This is a genomic window from Shinella sp. Sh6 (genome assembly GCF_055392685.1).
In genome coordinates this window covers 1,208,794-1,230,186 of record NZ_AP044005.1, presented here as the reverse complement: position 1 = coordinate 1,230,186, position 21,393 = coordinate 1,208,794, and the positions used below count along the sequence as shown (strand labels likewise).

The following is a 21,393-nucleotide window of genomic DNA, read 5'->3' as shown; positions in this document are numbered from 1 at the left end:
CATGACGAAGGAACCACGCAGCCGGGCAGGACAGTCGAGGCGGCCCGGCCTCGCGGGCCGTGACGCGCCGCCGGCGGACGACACGCCGATCATCCACGGCGCCGTGCCGCCGCGCGAGGTGCTCCTGCGCTTCATTTCGGAAAATCCCGAGCAGGCCTCCAAGCGCGAGATCGCCAAGGCCTTCGGCCTCAAGGGCGAGGCGCGGGTGGAGCTGAAGGCGCTGCTGAAATCCTTCGAGGAAGACGGGCTTCTCGAAAAGCGCCGCAAGTCGCTGGTGCGCCCCGGCGCGCTTCCGCCCGTCACCGTCCTCGACATCACGACGCGCGACGTCGACGGCGAGCTGATCGGCCGGCCGGCCGAATGGCTGGACGATGCGGGCGTCGCGCCCGCCGTGCTCATCCGCCAGTCGGGCGGGCCGCGCAAGGACAAGGCGCCCGTCGCCGGGCTCGGCGACCGGGTGCTGGCAAAGATCTTCCCGGCGAAGGAACGCGGCGGGCCGGCCTATACGGGCCGCGTCATCAAGGTCCTCGACAAGAAGAAGAATTCCGGCATGGGCGTCTTCCGCGCCATGGCCGGCGGCGGCGGGCGCATCATGCCTATCGACCGGCGCGGCGAGGAGATGGAGGTCGACGCCGACTTCACGGCCGGCGCCAAGGACGGCGACCTCGTCGAGATCGACGTCGTGCGCATGGGCCGCTACGGCCTGCCGCGCGCGCAGGTGAAGGGCGTCATCGGCTCGGTCGCCTCGGAAAAGGCGATCTCGATGATCGCCATCCACGCCCACGGCATTCCCTACATCTTCCCCGACGCGGCGATCCGCGAGGCGGAAGCGATGGGGCCGGCGAGCATGTCGCACCGCGAGGACTGGCGCAGCCTTCCCCTCATCACCATCGACCCGGCCGACGCCAAGGACCACGACGACGCGGTCTTCGCCGAGCCCGATCCCTCGCCCGACAATCCGGGCGGCGTGATCGTCACCGTCGCCATCGCCGACGTCAGCTATTACGTCCGGCCGAAATCGGCGCTCGACCGCGAGGCGCTGAAGCGCGGCAACTCGGTCTATTTCCCCGACCGCGTCGTGCCCATGCTGCCGGAGCGCATCTCCAACGACCTCTGCTCGCTGAAGGAGGGCGTCGACCGCCCGGCGCTCGCCGTGCGCATGGTCTTCTCGCACGAGGGCCGCAAGGCGAGCCACACCTTCCACCGGATCATGATGAAGAGCGCGGCCAAGCTCTCCTACCAACAGGCACAGGCCGCCATCGACGGCGCGCCGGACGACAAGACCGGACCGATCCTCGAGACGATCCTGAAGCCGCTGTGGGAAGCCTACCGCATCATGACGGTCGGCCGGAACCGCCGCCAGCCGCTCGAGCTCGACATGCCGGAGCGCAAGATCCTGCTGAAGGAGGACGGCACCGTCGACCGGGTCGTCGTGCCGCCGCGGCTCGACGCGCACAAGCTCATCGAGGAGATGATGATCCAGGCGAACGTCTCGGCCGCCGAGACGCTGGAGAAGAAGAAGCAGGCCCTCGTCTACCGCATCCACGACGCACCCTCGCTCGCCAAGCAGGAGGTGCTGCGCGAGTTCCTGCAGACGCTCGACATCTCGCTCGTCAAGGGCGGCAACATGCGCTCCAACCATTTCAACGGTGTCCTCGCCAAGGCGAAGGACAAGCCGTTCGAGCAGATGGTGAACGAGATGGTGTTGCGCTCGCAGAGCCAGGCGATCTACAGCCCGGAGAACATCGGCCATTTCGGCCTCAACCTCTTGAAATACGCCCATTTCACCTCGCCGATCCGCCGCTATGCCGACCTCATCGTGCACCGGGCGCTGGTGGGCTCGCTGGGGCTTGGCGAAGGCGGCATCACGCCGGACGAGGAAGCCGCGCTCGACGACATCGCGGCGGAGATCTCCACCTTCGAGCGCCGCGCCATGGCCGCCGAGCGCGACACGGTGGACAGGCTCATCGCGCACCATCTTGCCGGCCGCATCGGCGAGGAGTTCGACGGGCGCGTCTCGGGCGTCACCAAGGCGGGACTTTTTGTCACCCTGCCCGCCTATGGCGCGGACGGCTTCGTGCCTATATCTATGCTGGGACGCGACTATTATATCTACGACGAAGCCCATCAGGCACTTTCCGGTGAGAAGACCGGGCTCGGCTACCGGCTCGGCGATGAAGTGCGCGTCAGGCTCGCGGAAGCGGTGCCGCTCGCCGGTTCGCTCCGGTTCGACATGCTGAGCGAGGGACGCAAGATGCCGACGGCGGTGCGCTCCTTCCACAAGTCGGGCCGGCGCAAGGGCGCAGCGCCGCGGCGCCAGCCGGGAACGCGCCCACCGCGGGGAAGACGTTAGGCCGGCCAGGGTCCGGCAGGAAGGACATGACATGCAGGCGAACGAGACTACCGGCAGCACGCTGCATTTCGGGGATAGCGCTTCGGTTTCCAGGCAGGAGCGCCCGCTCGGCCGCTCCATCAAGCGCGGCCTGCTGAGCCGCTGCCCGGCCTGCGGCACCGGCCGTCTCTTCAAGTCCTTCGTCAAGCCGGTCGACAATTGCGCGGCCTGCGGCGAGGACTATACGGCCCAGCGCGCCGACGACCTGCCGCCCTATCTCGTCATCATGATCGTCGGCCACATCGTCGTCGGCGGCTATATGATGACGGACCTCACCTGGCAGATCAACACCTGGCAGCACCTCGCCATCTGGACGCCGATCACGCTCATCCTCTCGCTTCTCCTGCTGCAGCCCATCAAGGGCGGCACCATCGGGCTGCAATGGGCGCTGCGCATGCACGGCTTCTCCGACAAGCCGGCCGAGGATGATGCGGACGCAGCGCACGCCTATAGCGGCGACAAGGCCGCATGACGGCTATCCGGCCCGTCGACGCCGCTTCGATCCTGCTTCTCGACCGCTCCGGGGGCCGTACGCGCGTCCTCGTCGGCCGGCGCAGCAGCAAGCACGTCTTCATGCCGGACGTCTATGTCTTTCCCGGCGGCCGGCGCGATGCCGGCGACCGGCTCGTTCCCGTCGCGGCCCCTCTCAACCCGCTCGCCAGCGAACGGCTCGCCATAAGGGCCGGGACGCGTTGTTCGCAGGCGCGCCTTCGCGCCCTTGCCGTCACCGCCCTTCGCGAGCTTTACGAGGAGGCCGGCATCGGCGTCGGCCCGGCGCATGCATCGCCGGCGACCGGCGCCCTTCCCTTCCGGCCCGACCTTTCCAATCTGCGGTTCCTCGCCCGCGCCATCACGCCCGCCGGCATGGTGCGGCGCTTCGATACGCGGTTCTTCGCGCTCTTCACCGACGAGGCCGGCGTCGACCCGGCCGGAGCGAGGGCCAGCCACGAACTGGAAGACCTGCGCTGGGTGGATATTTTCGACCATAAGGGCGTCGATATGCCCGACATAACCGTCTTGATCCTTGAAGAACTGAAGAAAAGCATTCAGGAAGACAAGTCTCTGCCCTTCGGAAGGGCCGCGCCGTTCTACTATGCCCGGCGCGGGCAATTCCGGCGGGACCTTCTTTAAGGATCGACCGCTTATGACGCAGCCGCAATCCGGCACCTCCGGCCCGGTGGAGCATATTCACTGGCGGTCCCTGCTTGCAGCCATCGCCGCCATTTCCGCCGTCGGCATCGCCATGGGCCTCGGCCTTCCGCTGCTCTCCATCATCATGGAGAAGCGCGGCATTTCCTCGACGCTCATCGGCATCAACTCCGCGATGGCGGGCGTCGCCGCCATGGCGGCGGCCCCCTGCACGACGCGCCTTGCCCATGCCTGGGGCACGTCGACGACCATGCTCGGCGCCATCCTGCTCGCCGCCGTCAGCGGCCTCGGCTTCTACTATATCGAGAACTTCTGGCTGTGGTTTCCGCTGCGCCTCGTCTTCCACGGCGCAACCACCATGCTCTTCATCCTCTCGGAGTTCTGGATCAATGCCGCCGCCCCGCCGCGCCGGCGCGGGCTGGTGCTCGGCATCTACGCGACGGTGCTCTCGCTCGGCTTTGCGACCGGCCCCCTCCTCTTCTCGCTGATCGGCAGCGACGGCGTGCTGCCCTTCGCGGTCGGGGCGATGATCATCCTGCTTGCCGCCGCGCCGATCTTCATCGCCCGGCGCGAAAGCCCGATCATAAACGAGAAGCCGGAGCTGCATTTCATGCGCTACATCCTTCTCGTGCCGACGGCGACGGCCGCCGTCTTCATCTTCGGCGCGGTGCAGGTCGGCGGCCTCTCGCTGCTGCCGATCTACGCCACGCGGGCGGGCTTCACGGAAGCGCAGGCCGCCCTCCTGCTCACCGTCATGGGCGTCGGCAACATGGCCTTCCAGATCCCGCTCGGCATGCTCTCCGACCGCATGCGCGACCGCCGCAGCCTGCTGACGATCATGGCCGCCATCGGCCTTCTCGGCTCGCTCTCGCTGCCGGTCATCTCGCACAACTGGCTGCTGATGGCGGGCGTCCTCCTGGTCTGGGGCGGGTGCGTGGCCGGCCTCTACACGATCGGCCTCGGCCATCTCGGCTCGCGACTCGTCGGCGCGGACCTTGCCGCCGCCAATGCCGCCTTCATCTTCTGCTATGCCGTCGGCACCGTCGTCGGCCCGCAGGCCATCGGCGCGGCGATGGACGTTTCCGGCAACGACGGTTTTGCCTGGGCGATCGTCGCCTTCTTCGGCTTTTACCTCGTACTTTCCCTGCTGCGGATCGTTTTCCGGCCGAAGCGGGGTTGACTTTTCGGCCGCGATTTGTAGTTTCCGGCCAGATTTAAAGCCGTGGAAGCTGTCCGCGGCTTCGTTTTTCATAAAGGCAGGACGACCATGGCCAAGGCTACCACCATCAAGATCAAGCTGCTGTCGACGGCCGACACGGGCTTCTTCTACGTAACGACGAAGAACAGCCGCACGATGACGGAAAAGATGACCAAGACGAAGTATGACCCGGTCGTCAAGAAGCACGTCGAGTTCAAGGAAACCAAGATCAAGTAATCCTGGTGGCCTTAAAAGGTTCGCAAAGGCGCTGGACGGAAACGTCCGGCGCCTTTTCTTTTGGCCCTTCCCCACAACCTTTCGCAACCGCCGAATCAAAAACGCCGCCCCCATGGCGGGAGCGGCGTTGAATGGGGGTCGGCCAGATACGACGACGGCACGAGGATTCCGTATTTGCCGTAGCTGGCCGACCGACCCCACGACCCAGGAGATGCGGCGGACCTAGCATCATGGGGTAACCGGCTGGGCTGTCTTGTTTGCTGCCCATGGATTGAGCATCGCGCCAAAAAGAAAAAAAATCAACGAATTCTTAACATTCCCGGCAGGTGTCCTTGTCTCATAGTTAACCGCGGAGCGGGCGGATGTGCCATCGGGCGCCAATTGCGTCATGGATCAAAACGGCGCCGTCCCGCGCCACTCAACCTCCACGCGAGAAGGCAACCACCCTTACAAATTGACACGCGCCTACACGGTGAAATTGTGAAAACCACAAGCCGTTGATAAGTTTTGCCAAAAATAATCAGTACGACTTATGGCCAGATTTCACGACACGAACTGTCATGAAATTGCGAAAACGCATCTTCCGATTGCAGTTTCTACTTATGAGCAACTGGCTCTGCCGCAGCGCATTTGCTTGGGCGGACCACGGAGCTGTGGACAAGTTTATTTGATCGGGCGCGATTCGCCCTTCAGGCGGCCGCGGCCACCACGCGGTTGCGGCCGGAGCGCTTGGCCTCGTAGAGCGCGGTATCGGCGCGCTTGAGCAAGGCTTCCGGCGTATCCCCGGCCGGCACCAGCGAGGCGATGCCGAGCGAGGCGGTGATGGACAGGAAGACATCCGTGCCCGGAATGCGGAACGGCGCCTCCTCGACGGTCATGCGCAGGCGCTCGGCGACGCCGGCCGCCATGTCCTCGGGCGTATCGGGCATCACCAGCACGAATTCCTCCCCGCCATAGCGGCAGGCAAGGTCGGCCCCGCGCACGGCGGAGCGGACGCGGCTTGCGAATTCGCGCAGCACCGCATCGCCCGCATCGTGGCCATAGGTATCGTTGACGGCCTTGAAGCGGTCGATATCCGTGATGCAGACGGAGAGCGGCCGCCCCCGCGCGGCGGCGCGGTCGACCAGGAGCTTCATGTGGTTGTCGAGGTAGCGGCGGTTGTGCAGTCCCGTCAGCCCGTCGGTAACGGCAAGCTCGATCGTCTGGCGCACGCTGTTGCGCAGGCGGTCGTTGCAGCGCTTGCGGCGGATCTGGGTGAGGCTGCGGGCGATCAGCTCGTTCGGGTCGATGGGCCGCATCAGGTAGTCCGTCACGCCGAGGTCGAGCGCGCGCACGATGATGTCGTCGTCGCCCTGCTCGGCGATGAGGAGGATCGGCAGGAAGCGCGTGCGCTCCAGCGAGCGGAGCTGCGAGCAGAGGCGAAGCGGATCGTAGTCCTCGAAATTGGCGTTGACGATGACGAGCTCGAAATTGCTCTCGGCCGCCTGGAACAGCGCGGCCTGCGGATCGGACATGCAGGTGACGTCGGCGATCGGCTTCAGCGCGCGGGCGATGCGCTCCTGCGAGGAGCCGCGGCCGTCGACGAGGAGGATATCGCCCGGCTCGTCGCCGAGATTGGTATCCAGCCCCTCCTCCAGCGAGATGGCGCGGGCGGTGGCCGCGCGCATGCGCAGCTCGTCCGTCAGCGTCTTCAGCCGCACGAGGCTTTTCACCCGCGACATGAGCTGGAGGTCGTTGACCGGCTTGGTGAGGAAATCGTCCGCGCCGGCCTTGAGGCCCCGCACGCGGTCGGACGGCTGGTCGAGCGCCGTCACCATGACGACGGGGATATGGGCGGTGCGCGGATTGGCCTTCAGCCGCTCGCAGACCTCGAAACCGTCGATGCCCGGCATCATGATGTCGAGCAGGATGAGGTCGACCTGCGTGCGCTCGCAGATGGAGAGGGCATCGTAGCCGTTCTCGGCCGTCAGCACGTCGAAATATTCCGCCAGCAGCCGCGCTTCGAGCAGCTTCACATTGGCCGGAATGTCGTCGACGACGAGGATGCGTGCCGTCATTCTGCTGCCCCCGCCTTACGCGTCCCCGAGATAGGTCTTGATGGTCTCGATGAACTTCGGCACCGAAATGGGCTTGGAGACATAGGCCTCGCAGCCGCCCTGGCGGATGCGCTCCTCGTCGCCCTTCATCGCGAAGGCCGTGACGGCGATCACGGGAATGACGTGGAGCTCGTCGTCCTCCTTCAGCCACTTGGTGACCTCGAGGCCCGAGACCTCGGGGAGCTGAATGTCCATCAGGATCAGGTCGGGGCGATATTTGCGCGCAAGATCAAGGGCTTCCATACCGTTCCGGGTCTGGATGGTCGCATAGCCGGATGCCTCGATGAGGTCCCGGAAGAGCTTCATGTTCAGCTCGTTGTCCTCGACAATCATGACCTGTTTGGGCATCGTGCGTCCCTGTTCCTCTCGCCGGCCTTGCAACCGTCCGGGAGATAGATAAGTTGCGGCAAAGCCGAAATCACCCAGCCCGACCGCAGCCACGTTAGCGTCACTTGGTTGATTAAAAGGTAAATTTCCCGAGGAAAAACGATGAAAAGCCAGAAAGATACAACCGCGGGTGAAGACGCGGAGGCTGTCGCCGTCTCCATCCTCGGCTGGCTTGCCGGCGAGCCGGAGCTGCTCTCCCGCTTCCTTTCGCTCACCGGCGTCACGCCCGCGGAGGTGCGGGGCGCGGTGAACGATCCGGGCTTCCTTGCCGGCCTTGTCGAATTCCTGATGGGCCACGAGCCGACGCTGCTTTCCTTCAGCGCGGCGACGGGCATTGCGCCCGAGGCGGTCGTCGCCGCCCATGCGCGCCTTGCCGGGCCGCCGGGCGGGGCCGATTTCTGAGCCCGCGCCCGGGGCGAATCCCGGCAGGCTTTCTGCCTGTGCATCGCCATGCTCTGCGCCTTCCATGACTATTGAGACTCATGAATTTAGGCGCTAATGTCGCGATGTTCAATATTTGTTCCAGGTCATGACCGTTGCCGCCACGCGCTTTCCGGGCTTTTGCCGCGACTGCCTTGCCGGGCAGCCTGCCGGCCTGCGGCGTTGCCGGGCCTGCGGCAGCCCGCGCCTCGTCTACCACGACGAACTCAACGACCTGACGCTCGCCCATATCGACTGCGACGCCTTCTATGCGGCGATCGAGAAGCGCGACAATCCGGAGCTTGCCGACAAGCCCGTCATCATCGGCGGGGGAAAGCGCGGCGTCGTCTCCACCGCCTGCTATATCGCCCGCATCCACGGCGTGCGCTCGGCCATGCCGATGTTCAAGGCGCTGGAAGCCTGCCCGAACGCCGTGGTCATCAAGCCGGACATGGAGAAATATGTCGCCGTCGGCCGGCAGGTCCGCACCATGATGCAGGACCTGACGCCGCTCGTGCAGCCTTTGTCCATCGATGAAGCCTTCCTCGAATTGAAAGGCACGGAGCGGCTGCACCACGATCCCCCTGCCCGCGTGCTCGCGCGCTTCGCCCAGCGGGTGGAGAGGGAAGTCGGCATCACCATCTCCATCGGCCTTTCCTATTGCAAGTTCCTCGCCAAGGTCGCCTCCGATCTCAACAAGCCGCGCGGCTTTTCCGTCATCGGCGCCGCCGAGGCGCTGGATTTCCTGCGCGACAAGCCGGTGCGCCTCATCTGGGGCGTCGGCAAGGCCTTTGCCGAGACGCTGGAGCGCGACGGCATCCGCACCGTCGGCCAGCTCCAGACCATGGAGGAAACCGACCTGATGCGCCGCTACGGCATCATGGGCAAGCGGCTCTTCCATCTCTCGCGCGGGCAGGACGACCGCGAGGTGCACCCCAACGATCCGGCAAAAAGCGTTTCGGCGGAAACCACCTTCTTCGACGACATCTCGCGCTATGACGACCTCGTTGCGCATCTGCGCCGCCTCAGCGAGAAGGTGGCGACGCGCCTGCGCAAGTCCGGCATCGCCGGCCACACCGTCGTCCTCAAGCTGAAGACCGCCGACTTCAAGGGCCGCACCCGCAACCGCAAGCTGGAAGACCCGACGATGCTCGCCGACAGGATCTTCCGCACCGGCATGGAGCTCCTGCGCAAGGAGGCGGACGGCACGAAATACCGCCTGATCGGCATCGGCGTCAGCGACCTCACCGACCCCGGCCGCGCCGATCCGCCGGACCTCGTCGATCCCGCCGCCGCGCGCCGGGCCGCCGCCGAGGCGGCCATGAACACGCTGCGCGACAAGTTCGGCAAGGCGAGCGTGGAGACCGGCTATACCTTCGGCAAGTCGGGCCCGGAGCGCTTTCACGGAAAGTTGACCCTGAAATCCAGCGGCAGGGACGAGGAACCGGCCGAATAAAACCCGGCGGACCAGCGTTCCTGACTGCATCGGGATGGCACAGACCGGCCCGCCGCCACGGCCGCATCAAGCCTTCCTTAAACCAGATGCGCTAGGCTTTCGGCCGGTTTGTATTGCGTACGGATGGGTAACATGAAGTTTCGCCTCGCCACTGGCATAAGCATCGTGGGCCTGATGCTGAGTTGCGGCACCGCGCTTGCCGGCACGCTCGAAGGTCCGCTCCAGATCGTGGTGTCGAAGGATCAGCAGCAATTGAAGGTCTATGACGGCGGCGTGGTCGTGGCGACCTCCCGCGTTTCCACCGGCAAGGCGGGCCATGCGACGCCGACCGGCATCTTCTCCATCCTCGAAAAGAAGCGCACGCATTTCTCCAACATCTACGACAGCGCGCCGATGCCCTTCATGCAGCGGCTCACCTGGTCGGGCATCGCCCTGCACGCATCGGGCAGCGTGCCCTCCTATCCGGCCTCGCACGGCTGCGTGCGCATGCCGAACGATTTTGCGAAAACGCTGTTCTCCGTCACCCGCCGCGGCGCGCATGTACTGATCAGCGACCGCGAGCTTACCCCGCAGCGCATCGTGCATTCCGCCCTCTTCAAGCCTTCCATCGTCGTGCCGGATACGCCGCTCCTCTCCGACGCGGGCCTGCGCCCCGCCCTCATCGAGGCCGGCGACAAAAGCGTCGAAGTGGCGATGACCGACCCGAAGCCGGTGATCGAGACCCCGACCGTGCACCCGACGGAAGAAGACCCGATCCGCATCCTCATCACCCGCCGCGGCGAGCGCGAAAGGCTGCTCGACCTGCAGACGCTGCTGAACGATCTCGGCTACGATGCCGGCGTGCCGGACGGCAGCCACGGCAGGCAGACTGTCGCCGCCATCCGCGCCTTCCAGCTTGCCGAAGGCCTGAAGGAGGACGGCATGGTGACGCCGGAGCTCATCGCCGCCGTCTATGCCAAGGCCGGCAAAGGCACGCCGCCGAATGGCGTCGTCTTCGTGCGCCAGAAATTCAAGCCGCTGCTCGAGGAGCCGGTCGCCATCCGCGATCCTCAGATCGCGCTCGGAACGCACTTCCTCCTTGCCCGCGAGGTCGATGCCGACACGGGCACGGCCGAATGGTACGGCGTGAGCATGGACAACCAGCTTTCGCCGGCGACGGAAAAGCGCCTCGGCATCACCACGGAGGCCGACGCCGAAGCGCCCGACGCCATCGCCCGCACGCTCGACCGGCTCGACATTCCCGAAGAGACCCGCAATCGCATCTCCGCCCTGATGGGCGAAGGCGCCTCACTCTCCATCTCCGACACGGGCCTCGGCCCCGAAACCGGCAACGGCACCGACTTCATCACCATGACGCGTGAGGTGCCGCAGAAGGCAGTCGCCACGGCGGTGCAGGGCGTCAAGAAGAAGAAAAAGAAGAAGGCATCGTCCGTCACCGTCATCGATTGACCGGAAACGTTTGACATGACGTCAGGGCCGCTCGCTCTTCCGGCGCAGCGGCTCTTTTCGTTGCGTCCCTTGCCGAAACGCTGCAGCAGGAATTGCGCGCACCTCGTCAGGCAGGCCGGGCGAGGAGGCCCGTCGCAAGCGCCCGGAACACCTCGATCGCCTTCGGCAAGACGCCCTTCGGATCGTCGCTTGCCGCGATCCAGAGCGCGGCGTTGAACGCCATGCTGCTGAGGAGCCGGGCGGCCGCCTCGGCATCCACCGGCTTGAGCATTCCTTCGGCAACGAGCTGCTCGACCTTCGCCTGCGTGACCTGCAGGCAGTTGCTCTGGCTCGGCCATTGCGAGGGGTCGCCCAGCACGGCGGGTCCATCGAGCAGGACGATGCGCTGCACTTCGGGGTCGAGGGACATTTCGATATAGGCCGCCCCTTCCGCCAGGAGACCGTTCCAATCGTCTCCTGCACAAGCGCCGATCTGCTTGGCGCGTGTGGCCATCTCCGTGTCGATCTGATGCACGACCGCCGCCAGAAGACCACGCTTGTCGCCAAAAATATTGTAGAGCGCGCCGCGCGTCAGTCCCACATCGGCGGTCAGGTCGTCCATGGAGGCGGCCGCGTATCCCTTCTTGCCGAAGGCCTTGCGCGCCGCGCCGATCAGCTTGATCCGGTTTTCCTCCATCATCGCGATGCGTCGATTCACGCTTTCATCCTCATTCTTTTCATATACGAAACGTATATGAACTTGACATCGCGGCCGCGTACACCCAATTTCATATACGCAACGTATATTAAATTACGATCGTTGTGAAGCATCGTGGCCTCCCCGGCCCCTTCCACCCTTGAAAGAGAGATCAGCCATGACCCAGCGCGAAGCGATTTTTCCGGCGGGCAGACACGCCCTCTACGACGAGCACGGCTATTCGGCCGCGATCAAATCCGGCGACCTCCTGTTCGTCTCAGGCCAGGTCGGCAGCCGTCTCGACGGCACGCCGGAGCCCGATTTCGGGCAGCAGGTGCGCCTCGCCTTCCAGAACCTCGAAGCGACGCTCGCGGCAGCGGGCTGCACCTTCGACGACATCATCGACGTGACGTCCTTCCACACCGATCCCGAAAGCCAGTTCGGCACGATCCTGGCCGTCAAACAGGAGATCTTCGACACGCGCCCCTATCCGAACTGGACCGCGATCGGCGTGAACTGGCTCGCCGGTTTCGACTTCGAGATCAAGGTCGTGGCCCGCGTGCCGGCCGCCGCTTGAGCCTCACACCAGCTCCACGTCGAGAACACCCGGCGTGGAGCGCATGGCGGCGGCGATTTCGGGGGAGATGCGGAAGCGCTCGTTCAACTCCACCTCGATCTCGCGCTGGCCGCTGTCCTTGATGACGATGAAGGAGACGAGGCCGTCGCCCTTGGTGTTGAGATGGGCGGCGATGGAGCGCAGCGGGCCGCTGTCGCGCACGTAGACGCGCAGCGCCTTCTGCGTCTGCAGCGATTCCTCCTCCAGCGAGCGCAGCGTCTGGATGCGAAGGCCGATGCCTTCCGGGCGCTCCTCCGCCTGCACCGTCATCACCAGCGATTTGCCGGGCTCCAGCAGGTCGCGGTACTGGTTCAGCATTTCGGAGAACAGCACCGCCTCGAACTGGCCGGAGGAATCGGAGAAGGCGACGATGCCCATCTTGTTGCCGGTGCGGGTCTTGCGCTCCTGCTTGGAGGTGACCGTGCCGGCAAGGCGGCCAGCCGTCGCGCCGCGCTTCACCGCCGCGGAAAAATCGGCGAAGGTCTGCACCCGCATCTTGGCAAGGATCGGCGCATAGGTGTCGAGCGGGTGAGCCGAAAGGTAGAAGCCGAGCACCTGGAACTCGCGGTGCAGCTTCTCCGAGGCGAGCCAGGGCGTGTAGGACGGCAGCGTGATGACCTCCGGCCCCGTCGCCGCACCCATGCCGAAGATGTCGCCCTGCCCGCTCGTCTTGTTCTCCTGCGCGCGCTGGGCGGCGCCGAGCAGCCGGTCGAGGCCGGCGATCATGGCGGCGCGGTCATGGCCGAAGCAATCGAAGGCGCCGGCGATGATCAGGCTTTCGAAGACGCGGCGGTTGACGAATTTCGGGTCGATCCGCGCGCAGAAATCTTCCAGACTCTTGAACGGCGTATCGCCGCGCACCTCGACGATATGCTGCACGGCCGCCTCGCCGACGCCCTTGATGGCGGCGAGCGCGTAGTAGATGCGGTTCTCGCCCGTCTCGAAATGGGCGAACGAGGTCTGCACCGACGGCGGGATGACCTCGATGCCGAGACGGCCGGCATCCTGCCGGAAATCGTTCAGCTTGTCGGTGTTCGACATATCGTAGGTCATCGACGCGGCGAGGAACTCGACCGGGTAATGCGCCTTCAGATAGGCCGTCTGGTAGGAGACGATGGCGTAGGCGGCGGCGTGCGACTTGTTGAAGCCGTAGTTGGCGAACTTGGCGAGCAGGTCGAAGATGAGGTCGGCCTGCGGCTTCGACACGCCGTTCCTGACGGCGCCGTCGACGAAGCGGGCGCGCTGCTTGTCCATCTCCTCCTTGATCTTCTTGCCCATGGCGCGGCGCAGGAGGTCGGCCTCGCCGAGCGAGTAGCCGGAAAGGACCTGGGCGATCTGCATCACCTGTTCCTGATAGACGATGACGCCCTGCGTCTCTTTCAGGAGATGGTCGATCATCGGGTGGATCGACTCGATCTCCTCCTCGCCGTGCTTGCGGGCGTTGTAGACCGGGATGTTCTCCATCGGGCCCGGGCGGTAGAGCGCGACGAGGGCGATGATGTCCTCGATGCAGTCCGGCCGCATGCCGATCAGCGCCTTGCGCATACCCGCGCTTTCCACCTGGAACACGCCGACGGTCTCGCCGCGCGACAGCATGTCGTAGGTGAGCGTATCGTCGAGCGGCAGGCTCTCCAGCTTCACCTCGATCTTGCGCTTGCGGATGAAATCCACCGCCGTCTTGAGGACGGTCAGCGTCTTGAGGCCGAGGAAGTCGAACTTCACGAGGCCTGCCTGCTCCACCCATTTCATGTTGAACTGGGTGACCGGCATATCCGAGCGCGGATCGCGGTACATCGGCACCAGCTTGGAGAGCGGGCGGTCGCCGATGACGATGCCGGCGGCGTGGGTGGAAGCGTGGCGGTAGAGCCCCTCGATCTTCTGGGCGATATCGAGGAGACGCGCGACGACAGGCTCCTTCTCCGCCTCCTCCTGCAGCTTCGGCTCCTCCTCGATGGCCTTGTAGAGCGGCGTCGGATTGGCCGGGTTGTTCGGCACGAGCTTACAGATCTTGTCGACCTGGCCGTAGGGCATTTCAAGCACGCGGCCGACGTCACGCAGCGCCGCGCGCGCCTGCAGCGAACCGAAGGTGATGATCTGCGCCACCTGCTCGCGGCCGTACTTGCCCTGCACATAGCGGATCACCTCTTCGCGGCGGTCCTGGCAGAAGTCGATGTCGAAGTCGGGCATCGAGACGCGTTCCGGGTTGAGGAAGCGTTCGAAGAGCAGCGAGAAGCGCAAGGGGTCGACGTCGGTGATGGTCAGCGCATAGGCGACGAGCGAGCCCGCGCCCGAGCCGCGGCCGGGCCCGACGGGGATGTTGTGCTGCTTGGCCCATTTGATGAAGTCGGCAACGATGAGGAAGTAGCCGGGGAACTTCATGCGCTCGATGACGCTGAGCTCGAATTCCAGCCGCTCGCGGTAATCCTTCTCCGTATAGCCGGGCGACAGGCCGAGCAGTTCCATGCGGCGGTCGAGGCCCTCGATCGCCTGGCGGCGCAGCTCCGCCGCCTCGGCGCGCTCGGCCTCCTCCGGATCGCCCGTCGCGCCGGTGAAGCGCGGCAGGATGGGCGCGCGGGTCTTCAGCACGAAGGAGCAGCGCTGCGCGATCTCCACCGTGTTCTCCAGCGCCTCCGGCAGGTCGGCGAAGAGCTTCGCCATGTCCTTGCGGCTCTTGAGATAGTGGTCCGGCGACAGGCGGAAGCGGTTGTCGTCGGAGACCATGGCGTTGTGCGCCACCGCCATCAGCGCGTCGTGCGCATCGTAGTCGTCGGGCGCCGGGAAGAACGGCTCGTTGGTCGCGACCAGCGGCAGGTCCTCTGCATAAGCGAGGTCCACCATGCGCCGCTCGTGCTGCTTGTCGTAGCGCCCGTGGCGCTGCAATTCGATATAGAGCCGGTCGCCGAAGAGCCGCTTCAGCGCATGGAGCCGCGCCGTCGCGGCCGCCGGATGGCCGGAGAGGAACGCCATGTCGACGGGGCCGCCGAGCGCACCGGAAAGCGCGATCAGCCCCTCCGTACCCTCCTCCAGCCAGCTCAGGGCGATATGGATCGCCTGGCTGCCCTCGCCGCCGAGATAGGCCCGGCTGACGAGATCGACGAGCCGCGCATAGCCGGCATCGGTGGCGGCCAGGAGCACGATGGACGGCAATTTCGCAAGCTGCGACTGGCCGCCGCGCCGTTCCCCCTCGCCCTCGTCTTCCATGTCGATCGAAAGCTGGCAGCCGATCAGCGGCTGGATGCCCTCGCCGACCGCCTTCTGCGAGAATTCGAGCGCCGCGAACAGGTTATTCGTGTCGGTGATGGCGATGGCCGGCTGCTGGTCGGACGTCGCCTTGCCGATGATCTTCTTGATCGGCAGGGCCCCTTCCAGAAGCGAGAAGGCCGAATGAACGCGCAGATGCACGAAGCCCGGCGTTTCCGCGATCTTTTCGCCATCCGTCTTCAGAGCTTCGTCCGCCATCCGCATCGTCCTTCCAGTGAGAGGAAGAGCTTAAACGGATTCGCAGCCGTCTCGTCCAGCCGGTTCTTGGCTTTGCGCCCGCTTTCCACGCCTTGAAGGCGTGGAGACGATGCATTGGCGTCGGGGAAATGCGGTTCCGTCAGATTCCGAAGAGGATGACGGAGAAGCTGGCGAAGAAAATCGCCATGGAGGTGAATGCTGCAAGTTCGCGAAGAAAATCGGTCATTGTGGCTCCCTTTCCTTTTATGTTTTTATTTTGTTCTATTATTGTTCTCATGTCAACGGCTTTCCACAGCCCCTCTGGACCGGTGCTTTCCGGCGCAATAAGGTCGCCTCGACCAATGGAGGAAAAACGATGAAGCCGCTTGCCGCCGCCCTTCTGCTTGCCGCCGCGCTGCCCGTGAGCGCCCATGCCGCCGACTTTGCGGCAGACCGGGTCGTTGCCATGGCGAGCGGCGACTGGGACAAGGACGGCGTGGCGGACCTGGTGCTGGTGGCACGGCCGGACGACGACAGCGGCGAGGACAACGGGCTCTACGTCTATCTCGCCAAAGCCGGGGAAAACCGGCTGACGCTGGCGCTCGCCCTGCCGAACTCCGTCTGGGGCAACTACACCCTCTACGGCCAGGAGCCGGAGCTTTCGGCGCTTGCCAACGGCTCCTTCACACTGACGACGAAGAACGACGCGGTCGGGCGCGACCGCTGGCGCCAGTCGCTCACCATCGCCTACCGCAACTTCGATTTCATCGTCGCCGGCTATACCTATTCGGCCTATGACACGATCGACAACGGCACGCGGGACTGCGACCTCAACGTGCTGACCGGCAAGGGCAAAAGCGGCGGCCGGCCCGTTGCGGGCCCCGCGCAGTTCGTTCTGCTGAAAGACTGGAAGGACGAGATCGGCCGATCGATCTGCGGGCTGGAGTAGGCCCCGGGCCTACTCCATTTCACGCACGAGGCCGTCCTCGATGGTGACGCGCCGGTCCATGAGGCCGGCAAGCTCATGGTTGTGCGTGGCGATCAGCGCGGCAAGGCCCGACTGGCGGGCGAGCGCCTCCAGCGCCTCGAAGACGTAGCCGGCGGTTTCCGGGTCGAGGTTACCGGTCGGCTCGTCGGCCAAGAGCACGAGCGGCGCATTGGCGACGGCCCGCGCGATGGCGACGCGCTGCTGCTCGCCGCCGGAAAGCTCCGAGGGGCGATGGTCGGCGCGGTGGCCGATGCGCATGTAGTCGAGGAGCTGGGCGGCGCGCTCGCGCGCTTCCGCCCTGGAAAGGCCGCCGATGAGCTGGGGCATCATGATGTTTTCCAGCGCCGTGAATTCCGGCAGCAGGTGGTGGAACTGGTAGACGAAGCCGATCTCGCCGCGGCGGATACCGGTGCGCTGGTCGTCGGAAAGCGCCGCGCAGGAATGGCCGTTGACGAAGACCTCGCCGGCATCGGGCTTTTCGAGAAGGCCGGCGATGTGGAGCAGCGTCGACTTGCCGGTGCCGGACGGGGCGACGAGCGCGACGGTCTCGCCGCTTCTCAGCGTGAAATCGGCCCCCTTGAGGATCGACAGCAGGGTCTCGCCCTGGCCGTAGTGCCGTTCGATGCCCTTGAGTTCCAAAGCGACGCGCGCAGCCATGCGTTTCTCTATCCTATTCGTAGCGGAGGGCCTGGACGGGATCCAGCCTGGAGGCGCGCCAGGCGGGGAAGATCGTCGCGAGGAACGAGAGCACCAGCGCCATGACGATGACCGAGACCGTCTCGCCGGCATTCATGTCCGCCGGCAACTGGCTCAGGAAGTAGAGTTCGGGGTTGAACAGCGTCGTGCCGGAAACCCAGGAGAAGAACTGGCGGATCGATTCGACGTTGAGGCACACGACAACGCCGAGAAGGACGCCGGCGAAGGTGCCGACCGTGCCGATGGCCGCGCCCGTCATGAAGAAGATGCGCATGATGGCGCCCGAAGTCGCCCCCATGGTGCGCAGGATCGCGATGTCGCTGCCCTTGTCCTTCACCAGCATGATGAGGCCGGAGATGATGTTGAGCGCGGCAACGAGCACGATCAGCGTCAGGATCATGAACATGACGTTGCGCTCGACCTGAAGCGCGGAGAAGAAGGTCTGGTTGCGCTGGCGCCAGTCGGTGATGAAGATCTGCCGGCCTGCGGCCGCCTCGACGGGCTGGCGCAAGTCGTCGACCGCATCGGGATTGGAGACGAAGAGCTCGATCGACTGCACGATGCCTTCGGCGTTGAAATAGAGCTGGGCTTCCTCCAGCGGCATATAAATGATCGAGGCGTCGTATTCCGACATGCCGATCTCGAAGATCGCCGAGACCGTGTAGGTCTTCACGCGCGGGTTGACGCCGAGCGGCGTCACGTCGCCCTCGGGCGCCACGAGCGTGATCTGGCTGCCGGCGGTGAGCCCGAGCGCCTCGGCCATGCGCGAGCCGATGGCGACCCCCGTGCCGGCGGCAAAGCCGACGAGGTCGCCTTCCTTGATATGGTCGGAGACGGCCTTCATCCTGGCGAGGTCGTCGGCGCGGATGCCGCGCACCAGCGCGCCCGTTCCGCCGCCGGCCGTACCCTGCGCCAGCGTCTGGCCCTCGACGAGCGGGATCGCCATGGTGACGCCCGGAATGGCGGCCAGCCGGTCGGCGAGCGCGGCATAGTCGTTCAGCGGGCTGTCGACCGGCTGGATGATCATGTGGCCGTTGATGCCGAGGATGCGCGAGATCAGCTCCGTGCGGAAGCCGTTCATCACCGCCATGACGATGATGAGCGTGGCGACGCCCAGCATGATGCCGATGAAGGAAAAGCCGGCGATGACCGAGATATAGGCTTCCTTGCGCCGGGAGCGCAGGTAGCGCCAGGCGACCATCCGCTCGAAGGCGGAGAACGGGCGGCTCTTCTTGAAGGCCTGGGCCTCGGTTGCCGATGCACCGCTCGCTGCGTCCGCCATGGTCTCTCCCCGTTGGCTGGTCTCGATCAGTTGCCGGACGTCAGGCGGTTGATGGCCGCCTCGATGGTCAGCGTCTCGCGTTCGCCGGTCTTGCGGTCCTTGATCTCGACCTCGCCGTTCGCAACGCCGCGCGGGCCGGCGATGACCTGCACCGGCGCGCCGATGAGGTCGGCGGTGGCGAACTTGGCGCCCGCGCGCTCATCCTTGTCGTCATAGAGCACGTCGATGCCGGCCTTCTGCAGCGCGGCGTAGATTTTCTCGCAGGCCGCATCGCAGGCGGCGTCGCCCGACTTCATGTTGATGACGATCGCCTCGAAGGGCGCGATGGCCTTCGGCCAGATAATGCCGTTCTCGTCGTGCGAGGCCTCGATGATCGCCGGCACGAGGCGCGTCGGGCCGATGCCGTAGGAGCCCATGTGCACGGCATGTTCCTTGCCGTCCGGGCCCTGCACCCTGGCGCCCATGACCTCGGAATACTTTGTGCCGAAATAGAAGATGTGGCCGACCTCGATGCCGCGGGCCGAAAGGCGCTCGCCTTCCGGGATCGCCTCGAAGGCGGGTGCGTCGTGCATCTCCGAGGTCGCGGCATAGCGCGAGGTCCACTTGTCGAAGATCGCCTTCAGGCCGGCGACGTCCTCGAAATCCGTGTCCTCGGCGGGCACGTCGAAGCCCAGGAAGTCCTTGTGGCAGAAGACCTCCGACTCGCCCGTGTCGGCAAGGATGATGAATTCGTGGCTGAGATTGCCGCCGATCGGGCCGGTATCGGCGCGCATCGGAATGGCGCGAAGGCCCATGCGCGCGAAGGTGCGAAGATAGGCCGCGAACATGCGGTTATAGGCATGCTCGGCGCCCTCGCGGCTGAGGTCGAAGGAATAGGCGTCCTTCATCAGGAACTCGCGCGAGCGCATGGTGCCGAAGCGCGGGCGGATCTCGTCGCGGAACTTGAGCTGGATATGGTAGAGGTTGAGCGGCAGGTCCTTGTAGGACTTCACGTACGAGCGGAAGACGTCGGTGATCATCTCCTCGTTCGTGGGGCCGTAGAGCATGGGGCGCTCCTGCCGGTCCTTGATGCGCAGCATCTCCTTGCCGTAGGCGTCGTAGCGCCCGCTCTCCTGCCAGAGCTCGGCCGACTGCAGCGTCGGCATCAGGAGCTCGACGGCGCCGGAGCGGTTCTGCTCCTCGCGGATGATGGCGTTGACCTTGTCGAGAACGCGCTTTCCGAGCGGCAGCCAGGTGTAGATGCCCTGGGACTGCTGCTTGATCATGCCCGCACGCAGCATGAGCCGGTGGGAGACGATCTCGGCCTCCTTGGGGTTTTCCTTGAGGATGGGCAGGAAGAAGCGGGAAAGGCGCATATCGGGTTCCGGAGTGACTGATCCGCCCTATTTCGGGAATCGGGCAAAATGACGTTGATTTTCACGCGTTCATAAACGCTTCGCCAACGGAAGGAAACCCGCCACGCGGCGCGGGGCCGCCGGCGCGAAGCACTGTCCACGGCCCGGACAAATGTGGCAGAAAAATGGGGCCGCCAATAACGGAAATTGCGCGAAGCTTGTCAACGGAAAAATTTTATTCCAGTGTAGCAAAAATGCAAAAAAAGCGGATGACAACGCCCAATGTTTGGGCTAGTTTCACGCCACAAAATAGGCAGGGAGCAAAAATTCTTGCCAATTTCGCGGTCAAGTCTTGGGAGGATCAGATCTTTGGCGCGCGTAGACGCTGCCACCGCACAACGGATAGAGATCACGCGATACCTGTAAAACAAGGCTTTCAGCCTTGTTTTTTTTTGCTTTTCATTCACGGCGGCATTTCTGCCGCAACCTTCTCCGCAAAGTCCATGCGTCAAAGACGCACAGCCGCCTTACCCTGCGGCACTCGGCCTCACGTTAGGAGAGGCAAAGTCCCTACCCTGCGCTGCTTTTTCCAGCCCGAACGGGTCGGCGAAACGGGCTTTTCCGCCGGCTTCGCCAAGAGGCGCAAAGGAAGAGTTTTCCGAAAGAACGCGCGCAACGGGAATGACGTGCTTCCCGGCGGTCGGGCTCCGTTAATCTTTAAGGCGGCGGCCTATTCGAAATCCGGATAGAGCTGCGGGATGGCGTCGAGGCCGTAGCCCGACTTCATCGCCAGGATATAGAGGGCGTAGACGATCGCCGAAATGCAGGTGGTGATCAGCACCACGCGGCCCCCGCGAAAGCGCGCCGGCGCGCTCGCCACCGTTCCCAGCACCACCTCCTCGGCTTCCGCCTGCGTCTTCAGCCCGAAGGGCAGGACGGCGAAGAGCGTGAGCCACCAGACGATGAAATAGACGGCGAGATAGGAAAATACCTGCATGGGCGAGCCTCCTGCGACGGGGCTCTTTTACGCCCCTTCCCCACAAAGTTCAAACGGCGCGATGGCGGCGCGCTGTCACACCTGTTCGAGCTCGACCAGCGTGCCGAGGAAGTCCTTCGGGTGCAGGAAGAGCACGGGCTTGCCGTGCGCGCCGATCTTCGGATTGCCGTCGCCCAGCACGCGCGTGCCGCGCGCCGCCAGCCGGTCGCGCGCGGCGAGGATATCGTCCACCTCGTAGCATATGTGATGCATGCCGCCGGCCGGCGCCTTTTCCAGGAAAGCGGCAATGGGGGAGGCCTCGCCCAGCGGCTCCAGCAGTTCCACCTTGGTGTTCGCCAGTTCGACGAAGACCACCGTCACGCCGTGTTCCGGCAGGGCCTGCGGCGCGGAGACCTTCGCGCCCAGCGTATCGCGATAGGTCGCGATGGCGGCGGCAAGGTCCGGCACGGCGATGGCGATGTGGTTGACCTTTCCGAGCATGCTTTTCTCTCCGTGAGGCAAGTCCTTCGGGCAGCCCCTCATCCGGCTGCCGCCACCTTCTCCCCGCAAGCGGGGCGAAGGGGATGTTGCGTCGGCCTCCTC

General features: G+C 65.0%; 19 protein-coding genes. 10 read left to right on the top strand and 9 right to left on the bottom strand.

From position 1 onward, the window contains the following. Position 1: 1 nt before the first annotated feature. The 5 genes from rnr to rpmG all read left to right on the top strand — a co-directional run bounded on the left by rnr (position 2) and on the right by rpmG (position 4,976). The gene (gene rnr, locus ACZ5TO_RS05920) at positions 2-2,353 is read left to right on the top strand and encodes a ribonuclease R (protein WP_464799894.1); all 2,352 of its coding nucleotides are present in this window, start codon (positions 2-4) and stop codon (positions 2,351-2,353) included. A gap of 31 nt (positions 2,354-2,384) precedes the next feature. Next, positions 2,385-2,864 (top strand): DUF983 domain-containing protein, encoded by a 480-nt coding sequence (locus tag ACZ5TO_RS05915; protein ID WP_464799893.1) that lies wholly within the window; start codon positions 2,385-2,387, stop codon positions 2,862-2,864. Next, positions 2,861-3,523: an NUDIX hydrolase gene (locus ACZ5TO_RS05910; protein WP_464799892.1), complete on the top strand. Its 663-nt coding sequence runs from the start codon at positions 2,861-2,863 to the stop codon at positions 3,521-3,523. Before ACZ5TO_RS05915 ends, ACZ5TO_RS05910 begins: the two co-directional genes overlap by 4 nt. A gap of 13 nt (positions 3,524-3,536) precedes the next feature. Continuing rightward, complete coding sequence (locus ACZ5TO_RS05905; RefSeq protein WP_464799891.1) at positions 3,537-4,721, top strand: MFS transporter; 1,185 nt, start codon at positions 3,537-3,539, stop codon at positions 4,719-4,721. An 87-nt stretch (positions 4,722-4,808) separates the two neighbouring features. After that, complete coding sequence (gene rpmG / locus ACZ5TO_RS05900; RefSeq protein ID WP_034795357.1) at positions 4,809-4,976, top strand: 50S ribosomal protein L33; 168 nt, start codon at positions 4,809-4,811, stop codon at positions 4,974-4,976. Between the two features lie 689 nt (positions 4,977-5,665). Here the strand turns inward: rpmG and ACZ5TO_RS05895 are convergent. Both ACZ5TO_RS05895 and ACZ5TO_RS05890 read right to left on the bottom strand, forming a co-directional pair. Next, positions 5,666-7,033: a PleD family two-component system response regulator gene (locus tag ACZ5TO_RS05895; RefSeq protein WP_184145424.1), complete on the bottom strand. Its 1,368-nt coding sequence runs from the start codon at positions 7,031-7,033 to the stop codon at positions 5,666-5,668. 15 nt (positions 7,034-7,048) lie between these two features. Further along, positions 7,049-7,420, bottom strand: a complete 372-nt coding sequence (locus tag ACZ5TO_RS05890) for a response regulator (RefSeq protein WP_184145423.1) — start codon at positions 7,418-7,420, stop codon at positions 7,049-7,051. A 141-nt stretch (positions 7,421-7,561) separates the two neighbouring features. Here ACZ5TO_RS05890 and ACZ5TO_RS05885 point away from each other — a divergent pair, with 141 nt between their 5' ends. The 3 genes from ACZ5TO_RS05885 to ACZ5TO_RS05875 all read left to right on the top strand — a co-directional run bounded on the left by ACZ5TO_RS05885 (position 7,562) and on the right by ACZ5TO_RS05875 (position 10,784). After that, a complete protein-coding gene (locus ACZ5TO_RS05885) occupies positions 7,562-7,861 on the top strand; it encodes a DUF3572 domain-containing protein (RefSeq protein ID WP_464799890.1) in 300 nt (99 codons plus the stop codon). Positions 7,862-7,988: 127 nt separating this feature from the next. Then, a complete protein-coding gene (locus ACZ5TO_RS05880; RefSeq protein ID WP_464799889.1) occupies positions 7,989-9,335 on the top strand; it encodes a DNA polymerase IV in 1,347 nt (448 codons plus the stop codon). A gap of 132 nt (positions 9,336-9,467) precedes the next feature. Beyond that, entirely contained in the window at positions 9,468-10,784 is a 1,317-nt protein-coding gene (locus tag ACZ5TO_RS05875) for a L,D-transpeptidase family protein (protein WP_464799888.1), read from the top strand. A gap of 106 nt (positions 10,785-10,890) precedes the next feature. On the opposite strand, the gene ACZ5TO_RS05870 is transcribed toward ACZ5TO_RS05875, so the two are convergent. Then, on the bottom strand, positions 10,891-11,460 hold the full coding sequence (locus ACZ5TO_RS05870; protein WP_184145475.1) for a TetR/AcrR family transcriptional regulator: 570 nt from the start codon (positions 11,458-11,460) through the stop codon (positions 10,891-10,893). A gap of 178 nt (positions 11,461-11,638) precedes the next feature. Between ACZ5TO_RS05870 and ACZ5TO_RS05865 the strand changes: the two genes are divergently transcribed. Next, positions 11,639-12,037: a RidA family protein gene (locus ACZ5TO_RS05865; RefSeq protein WP_184145419.1), complete on the top strand. Its 399-nt coding sequence runs from the start codon at positions 11,639-11,641 to the stop codon at positions 12,035-12,037. Between the two features lie 3 nt (positions 12,038-12,040). Here ACZ5TO_RS05865 and dnaE read toward each other — a convergent pair whose 3' ends face one another. Next, positions 12,041-15,535, bottom strand: a complete 3,495-nt coding sequence (gene dnaE, locus ACZ5TO_RS05860; protein ID WP_464799887.1) for a DNA polymerase III subunit alpha — start codon at positions 15,533-15,535, stop codon at positions 12,041-12,043. Between the two features lie 355 nt (positions 15,536-15,890). Here dnaE and ACZ5TO_RS05855 point away from each other — a divergent pair, with 355 nt between their 5' ends. Continuing rightward, on the top strand, positions 15,891-16,463 hold the full coding sequence (locus ACZ5TO_RS05855) for a hypothetical protein (RefSeq protein ID WP_464799886.1): 573 nt from the start codon (positions 15,891-15,893) through the stop codon (positions 16,461-16,463). A gap of 9 nt (positions 16,464-16,472) precedes the next feature. On the opposite strand, the gene ACZ5TO_RS05850 is transcribed toward ACZ5TO_RS05855, so the two are convergent. From ACZ5TO_RS05850 to mce, 5 genes are all read right to left on the bottom strand, one after another. Continuing rightward, positions 16,473-17,159, bottom strand: coding sequence for an ABC transporter ATP-binding protein (locus ACZ5TO_RS05850; RefSeq protein ID WP_184145416.1), 687 nt, complete (start codon positions 17,157-17,159; stop codon positions 16,473-16,475). A gap of 13 nt (positions 17,160-17,172) precedes the next feature. Next, a complete protein-coding gene (locus ACZ5TO_RS05845) occupies positions 17,173-18,480 on the bottom strand; it encodes a lipoprotein-releasing ABC transporter permease subunit (RefSeq protein ID WP_464799885.1) in 1,308 nt (435 codons plus the stop codon). A 26-nt stretch (positions 18,481-18,506) separates the two neighbouring features. Beyond that, entirely contained in the window at positions 18,507-19,835 is a 1,329-nt protein-coding gene (proS, locus tag ACZ5TO_RS05840) for a proline--tRNA ligase (protein ID WP_184145414.1), read from the bottom strand. A gap of 709 nt (positions 19,836-20,544) precedes the next feature. Continuing rightward, a complete protein-coding gene (locus ACZ5TO_RS05835; RefSeq protein WP_184145413.1) occupies positions 20,545-20,811 on the bottom strand; it encodes a DUF1467 family protein in 267 nt (88 codons plus the stop codon). Between the two features lie 75 nt (positions 20,812-20,886). After that, complete coding sequence (gene mce, locus ACZ5TO_RS05830) at positions 20,887-21,291, bottom strand: methylmalonyl-CoA epimerase (RefSeq protein WP_464799884.1); 405 nt, start codon at positions 21,289-21,291, stop codon at positions 20,887-20,889. Positions 21,292-21,393: the final 102 nt, after the last annotated feature.